The 20244-nt window shown below is 67.5% G+C and carries 20 protein-coding genes and 1 pseudogene; 10 read left to right on the top strand and 11 right to left on the bottom strand.

The window, feature by feature from the left end; genetic code table 11:
* Nucleotides 1–44 precede the first annotated feature (44 nt).
* A complete protein-coding gene (locus CFB45_RS19300) occupies nt 45–986 on the bottom strand; it encodes a helix-turn-helix domain-containing protein (protein WP_089426919.1) in 942 nt (313 codons plus the stop codon).
* 217 nt (nt 987–1203) lie between these two features.
* On the opposite strand from CFB45_RS19300, the gene CFB45_RS19295 reads away from it, so the two are divergent.
* From CFB45_RS19295 to CFB45_RS19280, 4 genes are read left to right on the top strand one after another with little or no spacing between them, the layout of a single operon-like run.
* Nucleotides 1204–2856 carry a (2,3-dihydroxybenzoyl)adenylate synthase gene (locus CFB45_RS19295; protein WP_089426918.1) on the top strand — a complete coding sequence of 551 codons (1653 nt, stop codon included), beginning with the start codon at nt 1204–1206 and terminating at the stop codon, nt 2854–2856.
* Entirely contained in the window at nt 2853–3626 is a 774-nt protein-coding gene (locus tag CFB45_RS19290) for a thioesterase II family protein (RefSeq protein WP_089426917.1), read from the top strand. Before CFB45_RS19295 ends, CFB45_RS19290 begins: the two co-directional genes overlap by 4 nt.
* Entirely contained in the window at nt 3623–3928 is a 306-nt protein-coding gene (locus CFB45_RS19285; protein ID WP_089426916.1) for an isochorismate lyase, read from the top strand. The genes CFB45_RS19290 and CFB45_RS19285 overlap by 4 nt, the downstream gene beginning before the upstream one ends.
* Entirely contained in the window at nt 3925–5364 is a 1440-nt protein-coding gene (locus tag CFB45_RS19280; protein ID WP_089426915.1) for an isochorismate synthase, read from the top strand. The genes CFB45_RS19285 and CFB45_RS19280 overlap by 4 nt, the downstream gene beginning before the upstream one ends.
* A 25-nt stretch (nt 5365–5389) precedes the next feature.
* On the opposite strand, the gene CFB45_RS19275 is transcribed toward CFB45_RS19280, so the two are convergent.
* Complete coding sequence (locus tag CFB45_RS19275; protein ID WP_089426914.1) at nt 5390–6274, bottom strand: LysR family transcriptional regulator; 885 nt, start codon at nt 6272–6274, stop codon at nt 5390–5392.
* 76 nt (nt 6275–6350) lie between these two features.
* Here CFB45_RS19275 and CFB45_RS19270 point away from each other — a divergent pair, with 76 nt between their 5' ends.
* Nucleotides 6351–7652 carry an aspartate aminotransferase family protein gene (locus CFB45_RS19270; RefSeq protein WP_089426913.1) on the top strand — a complete coding sequence of 434 codons (1302 nt, stop codon included), beginning with the start codon at nt 6351–6353 and terminating at the stop codon, nt 7650–7652.
* 131 nt (nt 7653–7783) lie between these two features.
* On the opposite strand, the gene CFB45_RS19265 is transcribed toward CFB45_RS19270, so the two are convergent.
* The gene (locus tag CFB45_RS19265; RefSeq protein ID WP_089426912.1) at nt 7784–8533 is read right to left on the bottom strand and encodes an SDR family oxidoreductase; all 750 of its coding nucleotides are present in this window, start codon (nt 8531–8533) and stop codon (nt 7784–7786) included.
* A 45-nt stretch (nt 8534–8578) separates the two neighbouring features.
* On the opposite strand from CFB45_RS19265, the gene CFB45_RS19260 reads away from it, so the two are divergent.
* From CFB45_RS19260 to CFB45_RS19250, 3 genes are all read left to right on the top strand, one after another.
* Complete coding sequence (locus CFB45_RS19260) at nt 8579–9556, top strand: AraC family transcriptional regulator (RefSeq protein ID WP_089426911.1); 978 nt, start codon at nt 8579–8581, stop codon at nt 9554–9556.
* 73 nt (nt 9557–9629) lie between these two features.
* Entirely contained in the window at nt 9630–10487 is an 858-nt protein-coding gene (locus CFB45_RS19255; protein ID WP_089426910.1) for an AraC family transcriptional regulator, read from the top strand.
* A gap of 44 nt (nt 10488–10531) precedes the next feature.
* Nucleotides 10532–10939: a DUF2000 domain-containing protein gene (locus CFB45_RS19250; RefSeq protein ID WP_089426909.1), complete on the top strand. Its 408-nt coding sequence runs from the start codon at nt 10532–10534 to the stop codon at nt 10937–10939.
* A 192-nt stretch (nt 10940–11131) separates the two neighbouring features.
* On the opposite strand, the gene CFB45_RS19245 is transcribed toward CFB45_RS19250, so the two are convergent.
* The 3 genes and pseudogenes from CFB45_RS19245 to CFB45_RS39820 form a co-directional block, all read right to left on the bottom strand.
* The gene (locus tag CFB45_RS19245) at nt 11132–11482 is read right to left on the bottom strand and encodes a VOC family protein (RefSeq protein ID WP_089426908.1); all 351 of its coding nucleotides are present in this window, start codon (nt 11480–11482) and stop codon (nt 11132–11134) included.
* A gap of 66 nt (nt 11483–11548) precedes the next feature.
* A complete protein-coding gene (locus CFB45_RS19240) occupies nt 11549–12472 on the bottom strand; it encodes a DMT family transporter (protein WP_089426907.1) in 924 nt (307 codons plus the stop codon).
* Nucleotides 12473–12485: 13 nt separating this feature from the next.
* Nucleotides 12486–12780: pseudogene (locus tag CFB45_RS39820) on the bottom strand (2OG-Fe(II) oxygenase); the annotation flags it as partial.
* 85 nt (nt 12781–12865) lie between these two features.
* Between CFB45_RS39820 and CFB45_RS19230 the strand changes: the two are divergent.
* Nucleotides 12866–13717: a LysR substrate-binding domain-containing protein gene (locus CFB45_RS19230; RefSeq protein WP_089426906.1), complete on the top strand. Its 852-nt coding sequence runs from the start codon at nt 12866–12868 to the stop codon at nt 13715–13717.
* Between the two features lie 81 nt (nt 13718–13798).
* Here CFB45_RS19230 and CFB45_RS19225 read toward each other — a convergent pair whose 3' ends face one another.
* The 5 genes from CFB45_RS19225 to CFB45_RS19205 all read right to left on the bottom strand — a co-directional run bounded on the left by CFB45_RS19225 (nt 13799) and on the right by CFB45_RS19205 (nt 18777).
* Nucleotides 13799–14500: an ABC transporter ATP-binding protein gene (locus tag CFB45_RS19225; RefSeq protein WP_039366289.1), complete on the bottom strand. Its 702-nt coding sequence runs from the start codon at nt 14498–14500 to the stop codon at nt 13799–13801.
* Nucleotides 14500–15273, bottom strand: coding sequence for a high-affinity branched-chain amino acid ABC transporter ATP-binding protein LivG (gene livG, locus CFB45_RS19220; protein ID WP_069252315.1), 774 nt, complete (start codon nt 15271–15273; stop codon nt 14500–14502). The genes CFB45_RS19225 and livG overlap by 1 nt, the downstream gene beginning before the upstream one ends.
* Nucleotides 15270–16541, bottom strand: a complete 1272-nt coding sequence (locus CFB45_RS19215) for a high-affinity branched-chain amino acid ABC transporter permease LivM (RefSeq protein WP_089426905.1) — start codon at nt 16539–16541, stop codon at nt 15270–15272. The genes livG and CFB45_RS19215 overlap by 4 nt, the downstream gene beginning before the upstream one ends.
* 11 nt (nt 16542–16552) lie before the next feature.
* Nucleotides 16553–17479, bottom strand: a complete 927-nt coding sequence (gene livH / locus CFB45_RS19210; protein WP_041493199.1) for a high-affinity branched-chain amino acid ABC transporter permease LivH — start codon at nt 17477–17479, stop codon at nt 16553–16555.
* A gap of 182 nt (nt 17480–17661) precedes the next feature.
* Entirely contained in the window at nt 17662–18777 is a 1116-nt protein-coding gene (locus CFB45_RS19205; protein ID WP_089426904.1) for a branched-chain amino acid ABC transporter substrate-binding protein, read from the bottom strand.
* 813 nt (nt 18778–19590) lie between these two features.
* Here CFB45_RS19205 and CFB45_RS19200 point away from each other — a divergent pair.
* Nucleotides 19591–20214 (top strand): hypothetical protein, encoded by a 624-nt coding sequence (locus tag CFB45_RS19200; protein WP_089426903.1) that lies wholly within the window; start codon nt 19591–19593, stop codon nt 20212–20214.
* The last annotated feature ends 30 nt before the right edge of the window (nt 20215–20244 follow it).

The raw sequence follows: 20244 nt of genomic DNA, 5'->3' as shown, positions 1-20244 counted from the left end.
TCCCATGAGCCTTGTCGATTGCTTTAGGCTGCCGGTCAGTTGTTTTAGATTGCCGCGCGCTCCGTCTCGACGTCGTCGATCGCGTTCGACGACGCACGAATATCGCTCGGCGAAATGCCGTAGCGCTTGCGGAAAGCGATCGAAAAATGGGCCGGGCTATAGCCGACGCGGTACGCCACGGTCGACACGTTCGCGTCCTCCGCGCACAGCATCGCGTGCGCGGTCCGCAGCCGGTATTCCTGCAGGTACGCATACACGCTCGTGCCGAACACCTTGCGGAAACCGGCCGTCAGCTTGCGTGAATTCATCCCCACCCGGCCCGCGAGCGCATCAAGCGTGGGCGGCTGCTGAAGCTCGCGCGTCAGGATGTCGCTCGCCGCATACACGCGCTCGACATCCGACGACGTGACGCGCACGTCGGCCGGCGCGAACTGCCGCTGCGTCGCCAGCAGCTGCGCGCTCAACGCGGTCAGCTCGAAGGCCTTGGCCTTCAGGTAGTACTCGCGCACCGCGCCCTCGAACGGGCAGGTCGCGATCTGCACCGCGAGCGCCTGCAGCGCCTTCGACGCCGGGCAACTGACGATGCGCGGATCGCCGCCCGTCGGCGCGAGCATCTTCTCCGGCAACAGGCTCAGGTTGCGGTCGAGCGCGTCGAGGCCGAGCTGCACGATCGTGTAGCGCAGCGGCGTGTCGCGGTCGTAGATCTGGTGCGTCGTGAATTCGCCGTCGTTGGCGATCACGCACAGACCCGGCCCCTTGATGCACTGCTCGGGCTGGCCCGGCACACGGCAGCGCAACTGCCCGCTCTGCACGAGGACGAGCTTCAGCCCTTTTTCGAGCGGCTCCTCGTACCAGTCGCGGCTATCCGAGCACAGCGTGCCGCTCATGAGTTTCATGCCCGCGTCGATGTGCACCACGCCCGGATGATTGCCGGGCACGAGCACCGGCGGGTGACGTCGTGACGAAGCGAAGGAGGTCGAGCTCATCGGAGGTCCGTTGGTTAGGCGGCACGCGCGGCCCGGCGCGCACCGGCGGCAACCGGCCGATTGTCCGGCCGGGCCGGGCGGGCGCCGCGCGACAGGCGCCCGATCGAATGAAATTGCCGCGATATCGAAAGAAACGGCGCTATCGCGGCACTTGTTACAAATGATAATACCTCTCATTTACATTTTCTGACAACTTGCCGGAACCCAAGGTCAGCGCATGCAATCCTCCCTTCCCTCCGTGGCGCCGGCCTTCCCGGCCGACGCGCCCGACTGGCCCGACGACTTCGCGCGCCGCTACAGCGACGCCGGCTATTGGCAAGACACGACTTTCTTCGATGCGCTCGACGCACAAGCGCAGCGCGATCCCGATGCGCTCGCCATCGTCGACGGCGCGTGCCGGCTCAGCTATCGCGACCTGCTGGCGCGCATCCGCCGGTTGGCGGGCGGCTTCGCGCGTCTCGGCCTGACGCGCGGCGACGCGGTCGTCGTCCACCTGCCGAACGGCGCTCGCTTCATCGAGACGTGCTTCGCGCTGTTCCAGCTCGGCGTGCGACCGGTGCTCGCCCTCCCCGCTCACCGGCACTACGAGATCGGCGCGTTCTGCCGCTTCGCCGGCGCACGTGCATATCTGGGCGCGGCGCAACTCGGCGAATTCGACTGCCGCCCGCTCGCGGCCGCGTTGCAGGCCGATTGCCCGACGCTCGAGCACGTCGTGCTGGCCGGCGGCGATCACGCGTTCACGCCGTTCGACGCGCTGTACGATGCGCCGCCGCTGCGCGAATGCGCGGCGCGCGCCGACGACATCGCGTGCTTCCAGTTGTCGGGCGGCACGACCGGCACGCCGAAGTTGATCCCGCGCCGTCACCGCGAATACCTGTACAACGTGCGCGCGTGCAGCGCCGCGAGCGGCTTCGACGCCAGCACCGTATATCTCGCCGCGCTGCCGATGGCGCACAACTTCACGCTGTGCTGCCCCGGCACGATCGGCGCGCTGCTCGCGGGCGGCCGCGTCATCACGACCGGGCGGCCCGAGCCCGAACAGAGCTTCGCGCTGATCGCGCGGGAGCGCGTCACGCATACCGCGCTCGTGCCGCCGCTCGCGCTGCTGTGGCTCGACGAACAGCCGCAACGGCGGGCCGACCTGTCGAGCCTGCGCGTGCTGCAGGTCGGCGGCGCGCGACTGATGGACCACGCGGCCGCGCGCGTGACGCACGTGCTCGGCTGCCAGCTGCAGCAGGTGTTCGGGATGGCCGAAGGGCTCATCTGCTGCACGCGGCTCGACGATTCGCCCGAACGGATCGCGCACACGCAGGGCCGCCCCGTGTCGGACGGCGACGAAGTGCGCATCGTCGACGATGCCGGCGAACCCGTCGCGCCCGGTGAAATCGGCGAACTGCAGGTGCGCGGCCCGTACACGATCCGCGGCTACTACCGGCTCGCCGAGCACAACGCGACCGCGTTCACGGCCGACGGCTTCTATCGCAGCGGCGACCGCGTACGGCGCACCGCGGACGGCGACCTCGTCGTCGAAGGCCGCGACAAGGACCAGATCAATCGCGGCGGCGAGAAGGTCTCCGCCGAGGAAGTCGAGAACCTGTTGCTCGCGCATCCGCTGGTGCACGACGCGGCGGTGGTCGCGATGCCCGACCCGTTGCTCGGCGAGCGCACGTGCGCGTTCGTCGTCGCCCGTGCGCCCGCACCCTCCCGGCTGGTGCTGAAACGCTACCTGCGCGACTGCGGGCTCGCGGCGTTCAAGATTCCCGATCGCATCGAGTTCATGCCGCGCTTCCCGGAAACCGGCATCGGCAAGACCAGCAAGAAATCGCTGCGCGACCTGCTGCGCCGCCAGTTGCAGGCGGCCGCCGCATGAGCGCGCGGCCGACCGATTCGAACTGGATCCGCGAACTGCGCCTGTCGCCGTGCCCGCGCGCGCAACTCGTCTGCTTCCCGCACGCCGGCGGCACCGCGAATTTCTTTCGCGGCTGGAGCCGCGCGCTGCCGTGGGACGTCGACCTGCTCGCGCTGCAGTATCCGGGCCGCGAGGAACGCTTCGGCGAGCCATGCCTGACGTCGATCGATGCACTCGCCGGCCCCGCCGCCGACGCGCTGCAACGCTATGCCCACGCGCCGCTCGTGCTGTTCGGGCACAGCCTCGGCGCGGCGCTCGCGTACGAGGTGGCGGCGCGGCTCGAAGCGCGCGGCGCGACGCCGCTTTACCTGGCCGTCTCCGCGCTGCCGCCGCCGCATCGCCAGCGCCTGTCGGACCTGCACCTGCAATCCGACGATGCGCTGGTAGGCGATGTCGCGCGGCTGTCCGGCGAGCACGCCGCGCTGCTCGCCGATCCGGAAATGCGCGCGCTCTACCTGCCGATGATCCGCAGCGACTACCGCGCGATCGAGACGTATCGCCGCGACCGGCCGCCGCGGCTCACGACGCCGCTCGGCGTGATGCTGCCGCTTGCCGATTCCGAGCTCGACCACGACGAGGCGCATGCGTGGCAGGACGTCGCGTCGCGCCCGATCCGCATCGAGACGTTCAGCGGCGACCACTTCTACCTGCGCCACCAATACCCGGCGGTGATCGCGCATCTGGTCGAACGGATCGACCAATCCCTTCGTTACGGAAAGGAGTACACATGAAGACACCGGACGCCTGCACGGGGCTGCCCGACATTCGCGAAGCCATCGATCGCCTGGACGCCGACATCATCGAAGCGCTCGGCCTGCGCATGCAGTATGTGAAGGCTGCGTCGCGCTTCAAGCCCGACGAAGCGAGCATCGCCGCGCCGGAACGGGTGGCCGCGATGCTGCCCGACCGGCGCCGCTGGGCCGAACAGGCCGGCCTCGATGCCGACTACGTCGAGACGCTGTTCTCGGGCCTGATCGCGTGGTACATCGCGCAGCAGACGCAGTATTGGCGGCAACAGCGGGGGCTCGCATGAACGCCGGCCTCCCGCTGCTGCACGACACCTTCGCCCGTGCGGCCCGGCGCGCCGCCGACACCGGCACGCCGACACTCGCGTCGGTGTCGGTGCCGCTGCGCCCGCTCGACTTCTTCGACCTGATCGCCGCGTGGGACGACGGCGCCACGCCGTGGTGCTTCCACGAGGCCGGCGATGCGTCCGTCACGCTGTTCGGCTGGGACGGCGCGCTCGAACTGACCGCCACCGGCGACACGCGCTTCGCGCAGATCGATGCACGCTGGCGCACGCTCGTTCGCGATGCGGTGATGGCCGGCCCGCAACCGCCGCGCCTCTTCGGCGGCTTCCGGTTCGACTCGCATGGCCCACGCAGCACGCACTGGGCGCCGTTTCCCGACGCGAGCATGACGGTGGCGAAGCTGCTGATCGTGCGCGAAGGCGATGCGCACTGGGCCGTCTGCCAGCACGTCGTCGCCGCGCACGACGATCCGGCCGTGCTCGCGCATGCGTGCCTCGCGCGCATCGAGTCGCTCGGCACGCTCGCCGCCGCCCATGACGACGATGCCCCGCATCTGCTGCACACGCAGGCGCTGCAGGCAAGCGAATGGCAGCACGAAGTCCGGCGCGCGGTGGACGCGATCCACGGCGGCGCGTTCGGCAAGGTCGTGCTCGCGCGCGACGTGCTCGAGCAGTACGCGCGGCCCGTTGCCATCGCGCCGCTGCTGCGCCGGCTGCGCAAGCGCGACGCGCATGCGCACCTGTTCGCGGTCCGCCGTGAAGGCGCTTGCTTCGTCGGCGCCACGCCGGAACGGCTCGCGCGTGTCGCGGCCGGCGACGTGCGCACGCATGCGCTGGCCGGGACCATCCGGCGCGGCGCCACGCCCGACGACGATCGCGCGCTCGGCGCGGCCTTGATGGATTCCGCGAAGGAACGGCTCGAACACGCGCTCGTCGTCGACGCGATCCGCGCGGCGCTCGCGCCGCTGTCGCGCACGCTCGACGTGCCCGAGCAACCGTCGCTGCACCGGCTGCCGAGGCTGCAGCACCTGAGCACGCCGATCCGCGCAACGCTGAAGGCGGACGCGACGCTGCTGCAGGTCATCGCGGCGCTGCACCCGACGCCGGCCGTGGCCGGCCATCCGCGCGCCGAAGCGCTCGACCACATCCGCGCGCATGAAGGCTTCGATCGCGGCTGGTATGCGGCGCCCGTCGGCTGGATCGACGCGCACGGCAACGGCGACTTCATCGTCGCGCTGCGCTCGGCGCTGGTCGACGGCGGCGCGTGCCGGTTGTTCGCGGGCTGCGGCATCGTCGCCGATTCCGAGCCGGCCAACGAATATCAGGAGACCGAACTCAAGTTGTCCGGCATGCAGGCGGCGATCCGCATGCGCGATGCGGCGGCCGATGCCGACGCACGCGGCCCGGCAACGATGTCGGCCTCGTCGACGGTCGAGTGATGCGTCGGCGCGGCGGCCGCGCGCATCACAACAGCGGCAGCGTGAGCCGGATATGCTCGGCGAACGCCGCCGTCAGATGCGACGGCCGCTTGCGATCGAACTTCAGCGTAATACCCACGGCCGGCAACGGCGGCAAGCGCGGATCGCCGGTGACGATCGCCAGGTCGGCCGGCACCGCCGTCTGCGTCATCACCGCGAACGCCTGCCCCGAACGCACCAGCGCGATCAGCCCCGCGAGACTGCTGCTCGCATACGCGACGCGGTAATCGCGGCCCGCGCGATCCAGCGCCTCGCAGGCCGCGACGTGGTCGAGCGTGTCGCGATCGGACAGCGCCAGCGGCAACGGATCGAAATGTGCGGGTTCGAGCCCCGGATAGCCGATCCAGACCAGTTGCTCGCGGCGAATGATGTCGTCGTTCGCGCCGTCGTCCGGCAATGAAATCATCGCCAGATCGACTGCGCGTTTGTCCAGCTGCTCGATGAGCCGCGGCGTCGGCCCGCACACGACCTCGACGATTGCCTGCGGATGCTGGCTCGAAAACTGCCGTAGCAGCGAAGGCAGCCAGACCTCCGCGTAATCGTCCGGGCAGCCGAAGCGGATCGTCCCCGACAACCCCGTGCCGCACAGGTCGGCCATCGCCTCGTCGTGCAGCCGCAGGATGCGCTGCGCATGCACCAGCAGCCGCTCGCCCGGATGGGTCAGCACCACGCCGCGCCCGGTGCGCTGGAACAGCGGCTGGTCGACGGCCGCCTCGAGCCGCTTCATCTGCTGGCTGAGCGCGGACTGGGTCCGGCCGACGCGCGCGGCCGCGCGGCTGAGCGCGCGCACCTCGGCAATCACGACGAACGAGCGCAGCAGGTCGATTTCGAGCGAAAGCGCCAAGGTATTAGCTCCTTTTCTACCTTGCATTAGAACTATTCGTTTCCATCAAACCAGACGCGCACCTAGACTGCAAGCGCCCCCTGCCCCTTCCTGGAGACGCCCGATGTCCCTGAACGACGACCCGACCTTCTGGCGCAACGCCACGCAGCACCTGGTCCGCTACGGCGGCACGTTCGAGCCGATGATCATCGAGCGCGCGAAGGGCAGCTTCGTGTACGACGCGGACGGCCGCGCGATCCTCGATTTCACGTCGGGCCAGATGAGCGCGGTGCTCGGCCACAGCCATCCGGAGATCGTGTCCGTGATCGGCGAATACGCGGGCAAGCTCGACCACCTGTTCAGCGGGATGCTGTCGCGGCCGGTCGTCGACCTCGCGACGCGCCTCGCCGACGTCACGCCCGCCGGGCTCGATCGCGCGCTGTTGCTCAGCACCGGCGCGGAGTCGAACGAAGCGGCGATCCGGATGGCGAAGCTCGTCACCGGCAAGTACGAGATCGTCGGCTTCGCGCAGTCGTGGCACGGGATGACCGGCGCGGCCGCGTCGGCCACCTACAGCGCCGGCCGCAAGGGCGTCGGGCCGGCCGCCGTCGGCTCGTTCGCGATTCCGGCGCCGTTCACGTACCGGCCGCGCTTCGAGCACAACGGCGCCTACGACTATCTGGCTGAACTCGACTACGCGTTCGACCTGATCGATCGCCAGTCGAGCGGCAACCTCGCGGCGTTCATCGCGGAACCGATCCTCAGCTCGGGCGGGATCATCGAACTGCCGGACGGCTACATGGCGGCGCTCAAGCGCAAGTGCGAGGAACGCGGGATGCTGCTGATCCTCGACGAGGCGCAGACCGGTGTCGGCCGCACCGGCACGATGTTCGCGTGCCAGCGCGACGGCGTGACGCCCGACATCCTGACGCTGTCGAAGACGCTCGGCGCCGGGCTGCCGCTCGCGGCGATGGTGACGTCCGCGGCAATCGAGGAACGCGCGCACGAACTCGGCTACCTGTTCTACACGACGCACGTGTCGGACCCGCTGCCGGCGGCCGTCGGCCTGCGCGTGCTGGATGTCGTGCAGCGCGACGGGCTCGTCGAGCGGGCGAACGTGATGGGCGACCGGCTCCGGCGCGGCCTGCTCGACCTGATGGAACGCTTCGACTGCATCGGCGACGTGCGCGGACGCGGGCTGCTGCTCGGCGTCGAGATCGTCAAGGATCGCCGCACGAAGGAACCGGCGGACGGGCTCGGCGCGAAGATCACGCGCGAATGCATGAAGCTCGGGCTCAGCATGAACATCGTGCAGTTGCCGGGCATGGGCGGCGTGTTCCGGATCGCGCCGCCGCTGACCGTCAGCGACGCGGAAATCGATCTCGGGTTGTCGTTGCTCGAGCAGGCGATCCGGCGCGCGCTGTAACGGCACGCCGGGCGCGCCGCGCGCGTGGCATCGCGCCGCCGGCCCGTTGCAGGCCGGCGTCATCCTGCATCACCCAGGCGCCGGTCGCCGGCAAACAACCGCTCGCGCGCGCCGACGAGCCTCGGCCCGCCTCAGCCCGCTTCCGCCGCCCACGCGACGGCATCGGCGCCGGCCGGAATGCGCATCGGGCTCGACGGATCGGTCGCCGCGCGCCATACCGCTTCGGCGACGTCCTGCGCGTGGGTGACCGGCGCGGATTCGTCCACGATGCGCGCAAAGACCGCCGCGGCAAATTCCGCATAAGCCTCGTGCTCGAAGCCATGCATGTGCGCGCGCGCGTTGTCGGCGAAACGCGTGTCGGGCGCACGCCCCGGCAGCACGAGATGCGCACGCACGCCGAACGGCGCGAGTTCGAGCGCCATCGATTCGGTGTACGCATTGACCGCCGCCTTGCTGGCGCGATAGGCGGCAAGCAGCGGCAGCACCTTCAGCGTGACGCTCGACGTGACGTTCACGACGACGCCGGCCCCACGCCGGCGCAACTGCGGCAGCACGGCTTCCGTCACCGCGATCGTACCGATCGTGTTGGTCTCGAACAGCGCTCGCACGGTGTCGATCGGCATCAGTTCGGCCGGTGCGGCCGCGCCGAAACCTGCATTGTTGACGAGCACGTCGATCGGGCCGGCGGCATCGATCGCCGCGCGGATGCTGTCGGGGTTCGTGACATCGAGCGCCAGCACGCGCAGGTTCGCCGACGGCGGCAGCACGCCCTCGCGCGGCGTACGCATCGTCGCGACGACCTGCCAGTCGCGGGCCAGGAAATAGCGGGCGATCTCGAGGCCGAAGCCGGAGGAACAGCCGGTGATCAATACGGTCTTCATGCGAACTCACTCCTGTGATGTGTTGAGCATGGGTTCGTACGATAGATGGCCGGATCCGTATTCGCTACAATCGAAAATCCGATTTTCATTTGCGAGAGTCCGGCGATGATCGATCCGTTAGCCGAGGTCGTGACGCTGCTGCAACCGAGCACGCGGTATTCCAAGCTGGTTCACGGCGCGAGCCCCTGGCGCATCAGCCGGACGGTCGCCGGCGAGCCGTTCTATTGCGCGGTCCTGGATGGCGGGTGCCGCGTCGCGATCGACGGACATCCGCCGATCGAGCTGCTGCCCGGCGATTTCGTGTTGATTCCGGCTGCCTACGGCGTGTCGATCTCCAGCTTCGAACTACCGCCGCCGGGTGTCGAAACGGCCGCCCCGGTCGTGCTCGACAACGGCGAATACCGGATCGGCGACGCGGACCGCCCGGTCGACACGCGCATGATGGCCGGCCATTGCAGTTTCAGTTCGCCCGACGCTGCGCTGCTGGTGTCGCTACTGCCGCAATACGTGCACGTGCGCGGCGAGCCGCGCCTGACCACGCTCGTGCAACTGGTGCGGGACGAATCGCGTGCGCAGCGGCCCGCGCGCGAACTCGTGCTGTCGCGACTCGTGGAAGTGCTGCTGATCGAGGCCTTGCGATTCTCGGCCGGCACGGATGCGTCGCCCGGCCTCGTGCGCGGGCTCGCCGATAGCCGTCTCGCCGCCGCGCTCCGCGGGATGCACGCACGCCCCGCGCACCCGTGGACGGTCGTCGAGCTCGCCAGGGAAGCCGCGCTGTCGCGCTCGACCTTCTTCGAACGCTTCAGCCGCGCAGTCGGCGTCGCGCCGATGGAATACCTGCTCACGTGGCGCATGGCGCTCGCGAAGAATCTGCTCCGCCGCAACGAGGGCCGCATCGCCGAGATCGCGGGGCGCGTGGGCTACAGTTCCGCGAGCACCTTCAGCGTCGCGTTCACACGCCACGTCGGCCGGCCGCCCGCGCAATATGCGCGCGACGAACAGGCGACGGCAAACGAAGCATGATGCGCACCCGCCCCCGCTGCCCCGCGACCTGCGTACACTATTCGTCACGCAACGACAACGCGCGACGCATCCGATGACGACACCCGCGAAGCACATCGACACAACCGGCCACTGGCTCGTCGCGCGACGCGATGCGGAAACCGGCATCGAAAGCCTGCATGCGCATTTCAACGGCCATGCCTACGATGCGCACGATCATGACGACATGCTGGTCGGCTTCACCGAACAGGGCGTCCAGCAATTCCAGTGCCACCGGTCGGTGCACACGAGCGTGCCGGGCCGCGCGATCCTGATCGAGCCGGGCGCGCTGCACGATGGCCATGCGCCCGAAGCCGGCGGCTTCACCTACGGGATGCTGTACCTGCCGCAAGCGTGGGTCGAGCGCGCGGCGCGCCGGCTGGACCTGCCGGGCCTCGGCGGCGTCGAGGCGTCGTTCGGCCATACGCTCGTCGACGATCGCGGCCTCGTCGACGCGATCCGCCAGGCGTTTCTCGCGATCCACGGCAACGAAGGCAAGCTCGCGCGCGACCAGACGCTCGACCGCCTGCTGATCCGGCTCGGCGGCGAACTGCGCGGGTCGCTCGTGCTGGAAAGCGCCGTCGTGCCGCCCGCGATCGCACGCGTGCGCGATCTGCTGCATGAACACATGGACGGCAACATCGGGCTCGACGAACTCGCGCATGTCGCCGGGATCGACCGGTTCCGGCTGACGCGGCTGTTCCAGCGCGCGTTCGGCACGTCGCCGCACGCGTACCTGGTGCGCTTGCGGCTGCGTGCCGCGCGCCGGCTGCTGGCGGCCGGCCGCACGCCCGCGCAGGCGGCCGCGGACGTCGGCTTCGCCGACCAGAGCCACCTGGGCCGCTGGTTCCGCCGCGCGTACCGGATCACGCCGGCCGCTTACCGGCAACTCTGCACAAACGTTCCAGACTGATCGCGCGCGGCAGCCGATCATGAGCGTCTCTACAAGGAGCACTCATGTTCGATACCAAGGTCGCGCTGATCGTGCGCAACGATCTCGCCGCGTGGCAGAAACTCAATGTCGTCGCGTTTCTCGCGACGGGCGTCGCGGCCGAAGCGCCCGAAGCGCTCGGCGAGCCTTACGAGGATGCGGCGGGACGCCGCTACGGCCGCATGCTGGGCCAGCCGATGCTGGTGTTCGCGGCCGACCTGAACGGCCTGCAGGCCGCGCACCGGCAGGCGCTGTCGCGCGAGCTCACGATCGTGCCCTACGTGCATGCGATGTTTTCGACCGGGCACGATGCGGCCAACCGCGACGTGTTTCGGGCCGGCGATGCGGAGAACCTCGACTTCGTCGGGCTGGCGCTGCGCGGGCCGAAGAAGGCGGTCGACAAGGCGGTGAAGGGGTTGGCGTTGCATGCGTGATGCACCGGCGTTCTGGCTACCCGATACAGCCCGCGTTGCCGATTTTGTCCCGATTCGGACGAATTGCCCGGATGTAGCACAACCGGCTACGATCGAAGCCGATTCGGCTACACATTGACGTCGCTCGGTACGCCCCCCGTCACGCCCAGGCGTGACCGGGCACGACGCAGCTCACCGCGATGTATTTCGGAATCAGCGATGCGCAAGCACGTTGACCAGCTTGCCGAACGGATCGCGCACATAGAACCGCCGCACGCCCCACGGCTCGTCAGCCGGGCCGTACTCGACCGGAATCCCGGCCGCAAGCACGCGTGCGAGTGCGTCATCGACGTCGTCGACCTCGATCGACAGATCGGGCGTCGGCGTGCCCGATCCGCCCTGCGATGCGAAGCTGATCTGCACGTCCATCTGCTCGGCATTGCCGTAGGTCGCGATCCAGCCGTGGTCCATCAGCAGGTCGAGGCCGAAGATCCGTTGGTAGAAGCGCTTGGCGTCGTCGACTGACCGGGTGTCGATATTGGCGACGATCCGTTTGACTTTCATCGGGTTCCTTCGCGGAGCATGACAGTACCGCGACGCTACACCGGAACCGCGCGCGCAACCAGTGCATCAACGGCCGGCCGCCCCCATGTTCTCCCGCCGCGCCCGCGCGGGCCGTTCCACGTGCTTGCCGGCCAGCCACACGCCGATCGCGACGACCACGATGCCGAGATAGGTCGTCACCTCGATCCGGTCACCGAACATCCACGCGGCCCACATCAGCGTCACGGGCGGTTCGAGATAGACGAGGGTCGCCACGCGCGTCGCGGGCATCCGCTTGAGCAGCGCCCACAACGACAGGTACGCGATGAAGGTCGAGAACACGGTCAGCCACACGACGGACACCCACACGTTCGGCTGGGTCGGCACGTGCAGGTCGCCCGTGACGATCCCGCACACCGCGAACAGCACGAGGCTCACGCAGCCCTGCACGAACAGCGGCAGAAACAGCCCATCCTCGTTGCTGCGCGCGGCCGTCAGCGCGCGGCGCCGCTGATAGATCGTCGCGATCGACAGCCCCAGCGCGGACACCAGCGGCAGCAGGTACATCACGAGCCCGACCGACCCGGCCGGCAGCGCATACTGCCCGCCGATCACGATGCCCACGCCGACGAAGCCGACGACGAGCCCCGCCCACTGGCGCGCCCCGCTGCGCTCGCTGCCTTCGAGCGACGTCATCGCGGCCGTGATGAGCGGCTGCATCGCGGCGACGATCGCGGCAATGCCGGGCGGCAGGCCATGCTGAATCGCGACATACACGCAGGCCAGGTAAAGAAATTGCGACAGGAAGCCGATCACCGCGTGATAGCGCAGCTTCTCCCACGTCAGGCGCGCGAGCTGCCGGTTGAGGACGATCGCGAGGCACAGCGTGACGAGCAGGAACCGCCAGAACAGCAGGTTGAACGCGCCGGCCGTCTCCGCGCCGAGCTTGGCGCCGATGAAGCCGGAACTCCACGACAACACGAAAACGAGCTGGAGCAGGAATAGCTGCATGGGGCGACGGCTCTCAGAAAGTTGCCGGGGACAGGCGCGGGTCTGCCAGATCCCCGGGGCGAATCGGTTCGAGCCCGAGGCGGTGATACTGCAGATCGGCGTCGTCCCGGAGGGCGCGCTGCAACGTCAGCCCTTTGACGATGATACGCGGAATGCCGGCGTTCGCGATCGTGGCGGTCGAGCGTTTCCGCAGTCGATTCGTACAACGGAAGGTTTCCGCCGTCGTAGCCGGATCGATCCGACGGCACGATGTTCCGCACGGAGCGGGTGCCGTCGGCGTGCCACATGCCCCGCTGTTCCGTGCCGTTGCCTGCCTGTTGACCGAGAATATGGGATGCTCAATAATTCCGTCAATCGACATTACCTGAATCACTGATTCGGAAAAACCAAATCATGCCGCGCACCCTGGACGTCGACCTGCTGCGAACCTTCCACGCCGTCGCGAAGCTCGGCCGCTTCAAGAATGCGGCCGCTCATGTGAATCGCAGCCCGTCGTCGGTCACCGCGCAGATCCAGAAGCTCGAGGAGATGGTCGCGCAGCGCCTGTTCACGCGGAACAACCAGGCCGTCGAGCTCACGCAGTACGGCCACAAGCTGCTGAGCGACACCACCGAGTTTCTGCTGAGCCACGACCGGCTCGTCGAATCGCTGTCGCCGCAGATGCTGACCGGCAAGCTGCGGCTCGGCATCCCCGATTCGTACGCCGCGCACTTCATGGCGGAATTCCTGCCGCGCTTCGCCGCCGACCGGCCGCTGCTCGAACTGACGGTCGAAGCACGCTCCAGCGAAGAGCTGCAGTCGCTGTTCGCGCGCGGCCAGCTGGACATCACGATCGCCGTGGTGCCGAAAGCGACGCCGCACGGCGAGCTGCTCAGCAAGACCCATCCGGTGTGGGTCGCCGCGCGAACCTTCAAGTTCAATCCCGACGCGCCGCTGCCGATCGCCGTGCAACTGCAGGGCTGCCCGTACCGCGACACCGCGCTGAACGCGCTGAAGAAGGCTAAGATCCCGCACCGGATGCTGCTCGAGAGCGCCAGTTCGCCGGCGGTCGAGGCGTGTATCGCAAATGGCCTCGCGGTCGGCCTCATCGAACACGATCGCGTGTCCGGCAACCTGACGAGCCACGTCGCCGGGATCGTGCTGCCCGATCTTCCGCCGCACCTGATCACCATCCTGACGGACGACAGCAATCGCGCCGCGCTGCATCTGCGCGACGTTCTGAAAAGCACGTTCCGGATCGGATGAAGACAAGGCCGGGAACCGGCCTTGCACGAGAAAGCAAAGAGGACGCGCCGCCGGCCCGTTGCAGGCCGGCGGCTTTCGGCATCAACCGCCGAGATACGCCTGCTTGATGCGATCGTTCGCGAGCAGGTTCGCGCCCGTATCGGCGAGCACCACGCGTCCCGTTTCGAGCACGTAGCCGCGATCGGCCACACCCAGCGCCTTGTTCGCGTTCTGCTCGACGAGGAACACCGTGACGCCTTCGTCGCGGATCGTGCGGATGATGTCGAAGATCTGCGCGATCACGAGCGGTGCGAGACCGAGCGTCGGTTCGTCGAGCAGCAGCAGACGCGGCTTGCTCATCAGCGCGCGGCCGATCGCCAGCATCTGCTGTTCGCCGCCCGACATCGTGCCGGCCCGCTGCGTCGCCCGTTCCTTCAGGCGCGGAAACAGCTTGAACACGTGCTCGATGCCGTCGTCGATCTCGTGGCGGCTCGCGAAGAAGCCGCCCATCTTCAGGTTCTCGAGCACCGTCAGGCTCGGGAACACGCGCCGCCCTTCCGGCGAGATCGCCATCCCCTGCCGCATGATCTGGTGCGTCGACATCGCGGTGATGTCCTTGCCCTCGAACAGCACGCGGCCCGACGACGCGCGCGGCGTGCCGCACACGGTCATCATCAGCGTCGTCTTGCCGGCGCCGTTGCTGCCGATCAGCGTAACGATCTCGCCCTTGTTCACCTCGATCGACACGCCCGCGAGCGCCTCGACCGCGCCGTAGTGCGTATGAACCTGTTCCAGCTTCAGCATCACTCTTCCCCCAGATACGCCTTGATCACGCGCGGGTCGTTGCGGACCGCTTCCGGCGTGCCGATCACGATCGGCCGGCCGTGCTCCATCACGAGGATGCGGTCGGACACGCCCATCACGAGGCTCATGTCGTGCTCGATCAGCAGCACCGATACGCCGAACTCGCGGCGCAGCTTGTCGATCAGGTGCTGCAGCTCGATCTTCTCCTGCGGGTTGAGGCCGGCCGCCGGCTCGTCGAGCATCAGGAGGCGCGGCTCGGTGATCATGCAGCGCGCGATCTCCAGGCGCCGCTGGTGCCCGTACGACAGCGTGCCCGCCGGCCGGTTCGCGACCGACGTCAGCCCCATCCGGTCGAGCCACACGGCCGCGCGTTCGAGCGCTTCCTTCTCGGCACGGCGATACGCGGGCGTCGAGAACAGGCCGGGCAGCAGCCCCGCCTTCACCTTGCGATGCTGCGCGACGAGCAGGTTCTCGACGACGGTCAGCGACTTGAACAGGCGGATGTTCTGGAACGTCCGCACGAGGCCCTTCAACGCGATCTTGTGGCTCGGCAGCCCGCCAATCGCGTGGCCGTCGAGCACGACGTCGCCGCCGGTCGGCTTGTAGAAGCCGCCGACGCAGTTGAACACCGTGGTCTTGCCCGCGCCGTTCGGCCCGATGATCGCGAACACCTCATCGCGACGCACGTCGAAATCGATCCCGTCCACCGCGAGCAACCCGCCGAAGCGCATCTGCAGCCCGGCGACCTTCAACAGTTCCGTATTCGCGCTCATTGCGGCAGCTCCACGTGGGGACGGCTCGCGGGCAGCAGGCCCTGCGGACGCCACATCATCATCAACACCATCACGAGACCGAAGATCAGCATCCGGTACTCGGCGAAGCCGCGCGCGACTTCCGGCAGCACGGTCAGCAGGATCGCCGCGAGAATCACGCCGAGCTGCGAGCCCATCCCGCCGAGCACGACGATCGCGAGGATCAGCGCCGATTCGATGAAGGTGAACGATTCAGGATTCACGAGGCCCTGGCGCGCCGCGAAGAACGCGCCGCCGATACCGGCGAACGCCGCACCGAGCGTGAACGCCGACAGCTTGATGCGCGTCGGGTTCAGTCCCAGCGAACGGCATGCGATCTCGTCGTCGCGCAGCGCTTCCCACGCACGGCCCATCGGCATGCGGATCAGGCGGCTCGTCACGAACAGCGTGAAGCCGACCAGCACGAGCGCGAGCAGGTACAGGAAGATCACCACATGGTCGCCGCTGTATTCCAGCCCGATCAGTTCATGGAAGGTCTTCGCGCCTTCGACGCTCGCGCTGCGCGCCATCTCGAAGCCGAACACCGTCGGTTTCGGAATGCCCGAGATGCCGTCCGGGCCGCCCGTCAGGCTCGTCAGGTTGTTCGCGAGCAGGCGGATGATTTCGCCGAAGCCGAGCGTGACGATCGCGAGATAGTCGCCGCGCAGCCGCAGCACCGGGAAGCCGAGCAGGAAGCCGAACGTCGCGGCCGCGATCGCGGCGAGCGGCAGGCATTCCCAGAACGACAGCCCGAAGTACTGGTTCAGCATCGCGTACGTATAGCCGCCGACCGCATAGAACCCGACATAGCCGAGATCCAGCAGCCCCGCGAAACCGACCACGATGTTCAGCCCGAGGCCGAGGATCACGTAGATCAGCGCGAGCGTCGCGACGTCCACCGCGCCGCGCGAGCCGAAGAACGGCCACACGAGCCCGACCGCGAGCAGCACCCAGACGATCACGCGCTGCTGCTGCGCGCCCATCGCGGGCAGCGCCGGCAGCTTCACCGACGATTTCGCGCGCACGAGCCACGGCTTGAACAGCTGGAACAGGAACACGCCCGCGACCGCGATCCACACCGGCCGCCAGTGCGGCGTGAGCACCACCTGGTAGCCTTCGAGCTTCAGCTGCAGCCCGAGCACCGGAATCGTGAGGATCGCCGTCAGGAACGCGGCGGCCACGGCATTTTTCAGCGCCTGGCCGATCGAAGCGTCGGCGGCCGGGCGGCGAACGGAAATGACTTGACTCATCTGCGTCTCCCTCAAACCTTTTCGATGTCCGACTTGCCGAGCAGGCCGGTCGGGCGGAAGAGCAGGATCAGCACGAGCAGGCCGAACGCGACGACGTCCTTGTACTCGGCCGGCATGTAGCCTGCGGCGAAGGTTTCCGCGAGGCCGAGCAGCACGCCGCCGAGCATCGCGCCCGGGATGCTGCCGATCCCGCCGAGCACCGCGGCGGTGAACGCCTTGATGCCCGCGACGAAGCCGATATACGGGTTCAGCTTGCCGATCGTCAGCCCGATCAGCACGCCGCCGACGGCCGCCAGCATCGCGCCGAGCACGAACGTGAACGAGATCACGCGGTTCGTGTCGATGCCGAGCAGGTTCGCCATCTTCATGTCCTCGGCGCACGCGCGGCACGCCCGGCCCATCCGCGAATGCGAGATGAACAGCGTGAGCGCGATCATCAGCACGAGCGTCACGCAGACGATCATCAGGCGCGAATACGGGATGGTCACGTCGAAGTCGCCACCGAGGTGAATGTCGAATGCGCCGGAGATCAGCACGGGCACGGACACGTCGCGCGCGCCCTGGCCGATCTGCACGTAGTTCTGCAGGAAGATCGACATGCCGATCGCGGAGATCAGCGGCACGAGGCGCGGGCCGCCGCGCAGCGGCCGATACGCGACGCGCTCGACCGCGAAACCGTACAGGCCGGTGACGATCACCGACACGATCAGCGCGGCGCCGAGCACCAGCGGCAGCGGATAGCCGGCGGAAATGCCGATGGCAGTGAGGGTCACGAGGCCCACGTACGCGCCGATCATGTAGATCTCGCCGTGGGCGAAGTTGATCATGCCGATGATGCCGTAGACCATCGAATAGCCGATGGCGATCAGCGCATAGATCGCACCCAGCGTCAGGCCGTTGACCAGCTGCTGGGCGAATTGGGGAAAGAAGTCAGTCATGTGCGGGAAGCTCCCGTTGGCGTCGTGTCGCCTGCCGTCGCCGGATCACGGCGTGGCCGCGCGCAACGCACGGTGTCGTCTCGGGCCGCCCCATGGCCGCGCAATGGGCAGATGCGCGGCCAATACGCACCCGCCCCGTCCGGGTCTCGGACAGGGCGGAATGCGCGGGCGGGTACTCCGTCTTACTTGGCGGCGGTCTTCGTCGCGTCCTTGTGCCACGTGTACACGACGAACTTGAACGCCTTCAGGTCGCCCTGTGCGTCATACGCGACCTTGCCGATCGGCGTGTCGAACGTCGTCTTGTGCATGTACGCGGCGACCTTGGTCGGATCGGTCGTCTTCGCTCCGGCGATCGAGTCGGCGATGATCTTCACCGCGGCGTACGACGGCATCTGGAACGGGCCGTTCGGGTCGCGCTTCTTGTCCGCGAACGCCTTCACGAGCGCCGCGTTGGCCGGATCGGCCGAGAAGTCGGCCGGCAGCGTGACGAGCATGCCTTCCGAGGCCGGGCCGGCGATCGCCGTCACGTCCTTGTTGCCCACGCCTTCAGGCCCCATGAAGGTGGCCTTCACGCCCTGCTCGCGCGCCTGGCGCATCAGCAGGCCCATTTCAGGGTGGTAGCCGCCGAAGTAGACGAAGTCGACGCCTTGCGACTTCAGCTTCGTGATGATCGCCGAGTAGTCCGAATCGCCGGCGTTGATGCCTTCGAACAGCACGACCGGAATCTTCGCGGCTTCGAGGTCCTTCTTCACCGACGATGCGATGCCCTGGCCGTACGACTGCTTGTCGTGCAGGACCGCGACCTTCTTCGGCTTCACGTTGTTGATGATGTAGTGCGCGGCGGCCGGGCCTTGCTGGTCGTCACGGCCGATCGTGCGGAAGATGAAGTGGCGCTTCTTGCCTTCCGTCAGTTGCGGCGCGGTGGCCGACGGCGTGACCATCACGATGCCTTCGTTCTCGTAGATGTCGGAGGCCGGGATCGTCGAACCCGAGCACACGTGGCCGATCACGTACTTGATCTTCTGGCTGACGATCTTGTTGGCGACGGCGACGGCCTGCTTCGGTTCGCATGCATCGTCCATCATCACGACTTCAAGCTTGTTGCCGCCCGCACCGCCTGCAGCGTTGACCTGCTCGATCGCGGTCAGCGCGCCGGCCTTCACCATGTCGCCGTATTGGGCGACCGAACCGCTCATCGGACCAGCGATGGCGATCTTCACGGTTTCCGCTTGCGCGGCGGCGGCGCCGGCGGCGAACAGCACGGCGGCGGAAATGGACGTAAGACGGGACAACGTCATCTGGGAGCTCCTCGATGTTGTTTAGTCATACGGGCAAAGGCGGCATGACTTGCGCAATCGAACAGCACCCGGGGCGAGGACATGGGACACGCCCGAGACACATAGAAGACGGAACTCCGGCGGAATGTTGCGTAGCGGGGCCCGGCTCTTGCAGTCCCCGAAAGGGGACGTCTGGTTCGGAAAGACATCGTGATGCGTCTTGCATTGCGCAAGCGTTTCGCCTGCCCCGCTTGCCAAATCGCTTGTTCGGAGGGATGGTCCGACAGCCATTGGCAAGGCAGTCGAAATTATATGGGCGTTTTTAAATCGTCTGTCAAAAATGCCGGTCGACCGAGGGAAAACACGGAGGGTTTTGGCGGTGGGGGTGGCGATGGGGGCGCAACCGCGTGAGGGGCAAGAACGTTTGCCAGGGGTGCAATTGGGTTGCTATTGGATGAGTCGGATCGGGTGGTTGCCTTGCTGCGCTTGGCTTTCGGCGATCTTGGATTTCGTGCGGCGCGTTTTCGGGCTGCTAAGGGTCTGATCGCCGAAAATCAATCAACTGATGATTGCTTTGGTGGGCACCAACTCGGGGCGGTCGGTCGAAGCGGTCAATCCTACTGTTTACAAACAAAACTAAACACTTGGAAGCTAGTTGTTATTTTTATGAAATAATACGAATTCGCTTCTGCAATCCAGCCAGCCTTCCTGTGAGTCGCGTACGCAGCGCCTCGCAGTCGCTTCAGGGCCGCTTCGACGCCCGTCCGTCGCCCAGCCGCCAGCCAGTGATCTGCCGTTTTTTTCTCATCGCATATCACCTGCTTCGGAACGCTGATGAATCACCCTTTCTGCCTCTCTTCCGCCACCGCGATCGCGTGTGCGCTTTCTGTTTCTACCGCCGATGCTTCCGGACGCGATTCGCTGACCGATCGGTCGGTGGGTGCCAATGTGTTTCGGTCAGAGCGTCGGGCTGCGGCTCGAGATGACGGGCATGCGGCGCGGATGGGCCACAGTCGCCTGGAGTACGCAGCACCGGCGGAGCGCGGTCCGTTCGATACGCCTGATACGCGGCCGTTGCGGGTGACGAGCGATGCGCTTGTGGTGCCGACGCCGTCGGTTGAGCACGAGCCCGATTTGGTATTGCCCTCGAACCGCGTGGCGATTGGTGCGGGTGGGAAGGATAGTTTTGGTCGCGCGGTGCCTGGATATGAACAGCGCGCGGAGAACTGGAATGAATACCTGCGCGCTAACGGATCGCGGCCTGCTGGTAGTGGCGGTTCGTATGCGCCGCAGCGGCCGTACGATGCGCCGCGCGGTCCGCATGGGGCGCCGAATCCGTTCGATCCTTCGGTGCCGCAGCCGGAAACGCGGACGTTTTATGACAACGGCGCGGGGACGAAGTGCACGGCGACGGGCGGTGCGGGGACGTCGCGGTCGTCTTGCAATATCGGTTGGTGAGGTGTTTGGGGGAGGCCGGCTGTGGCTGCC

The organism is Burkholderia sp. HI2500, assembly GCF_002223055.1.
Lineage (GTDB): Bacteria > Pseudomonadota > Gammaproteobacteria > Burkholderiales > Burkholderiaceae > Burkholderia.
This window is presented reverse-complemented; position numbering and strand designations above follow the sequence as displayed.

What these genes read in the sequence shown, in the direction of transcription:
- CFB45_RS19295 (WP_089426918.1), top strand. Translation starts at nt 1,204, where the DNA reads ATGCAATCCTCCCTTCCCTCCGTGGCGCCGGCCTTCCCGGCCGACGCG.
- CFB45_RS19260 (WP_089426911.1), top strand. Translation starts at nt 8,579, where the DNA reads ATGGCCGGATCCGTATTCGCTACAATCGAAAATCCGATTTTCATTTGC.
- livG (WP_069252315.1), bottom strand. Translation starts at nt 15,273, where the DNA reads ATGAGCGCGAATACGGAACTGTTGAAGGTCGCCGGGCTGCAGATGCGC.
- CFB45_RS19290 (WP_089426917.1), top strand. Translation starts at nt 2,853, where the DNA reads ATGAGCGCGCGGCCGACCGATTCGAACTGGATCCGCGAACTGCGCCTG.
- livH (WP_041493199.1), bottom strand. Translation starts at nt 17,479, where the DNA reads ATGACTGACTTCTTTCCCCAATTCGCCCAGCAGCTGGTCAACGGCCTG.
- CFB45_RS19300 (WP_089426919.1), bottom strand. Translation starts at nt 986, where the DNA reads ATGAGCTCGACCTCCTTCGCTTCGTCACGACGTCACCCGCCGGTGCTC.
- CFB45_RS19250 (WP_089426909.1), top strand. Translation starts at nt 10,532, where the DNA reads ATGTTCGATACCAAGGTCGCGCTGATCGTGCGCAACGATCTCGCCGCG.
- CFB45_RS19240 (WP_089426907.1), bottom strand. Translation starts at nt 12,472, where the DNA reads ATGCAGCTATTCCTGCTCCAGCTCGTTTTCGTGTTGTCGTGGAGTTCC.
- CFB45_RS19205 (WP_089426904.1), bottom strand. Translation starts at nt 18,777, where the DNA reads ATGACGTTGTCCCGTCTTACGTCCATTTCCGCCGCCGTGCTGTTCGCC.
- CFB45_RS19265 (WP_089426912.1), bottom strand. Translation starts at nt 8,533, where the DNA reads ATGAAGACCGTATTGATCACCGGCTGTTCCTCCGGCTTCGGCCTCGAG.
- CFB45_RS19280 (WP_089426915.1), top strand. Translation starts at nt 3,925, where the DNA reads ATGAACGCCGGCCTCCCGCTGCTGCACGACACCTTCGCCCGTGCGGCC.
- CFB45_RS19245 (WP_089426908.1), bottom strand. Translation starts at nt 11,482, where the DNA reads ATGAAAGTCAAACGGATCGTCGCCAATATCGACACCCGGTCAGTCGAC.
- CFB45_RS19230 (WP_089426906.1), top strand. Translation starts at nt 12,866, where the DNA reads ATGCCGCGCACCCTGGACGTCGACCTGCTGCGAACCTTCCACGCCGTC.
- CFB45_RS19270 (WP_089426913.1), top strand. Translation starts at nt 6,351, where the DNA reads ATGTCCCTGAACGACGACCCGACCTTCTGGCGCAACGCCACGCAGCAC.
- CFB45_RS19215 (WP_089426905.1), bottom strand. Translation starts at nt 16,541, where the DNA reads ATGAGTCAAGTCATTTCCGTTCGCCGCCCGGCCGCCGACGCTTCGATC.
- CFB45_RS19255 (WP_089426910.1), top strand. Translation starts at nt 9,630, where the DNA reads ATGACGACACCCGCGAAGCACATCGACACAACCGGCCACTGGCTCGTC.
- CFB45_RS19285 (WP_089426916.1), top strand. Translation starts at nt 3,623, where the DNA reads ATGAAGACACCGGACGCCTGCACGGGGCTGCCCGACATTCGCGAAGCC.
- CFB45_RS19275 (WP_089426914.1), bottom strand. Translation starts at nt 6,274, where the DNA reads ATGCAAGGTAGAAAAGGAGCTAATACCTTGGCGCTTTCGCTCGAAATC.
- CFB45_RS19225 (WP_039366289.1), bottom strand. Translation starts at nt 14,500, where the DNA reads ATGCTGAAGCTGGAACAGGTTCATACGCACTACGGCGCGGTCGAGGCG.
- CFB45_RS19200 (WP_089426903.1), top strand. Translation starts at nt 19,591, where the DNA reads ATGAATCACCCTTTCTGCCTCTCTTCCGCCACCGCGATCGCGTGTGCG.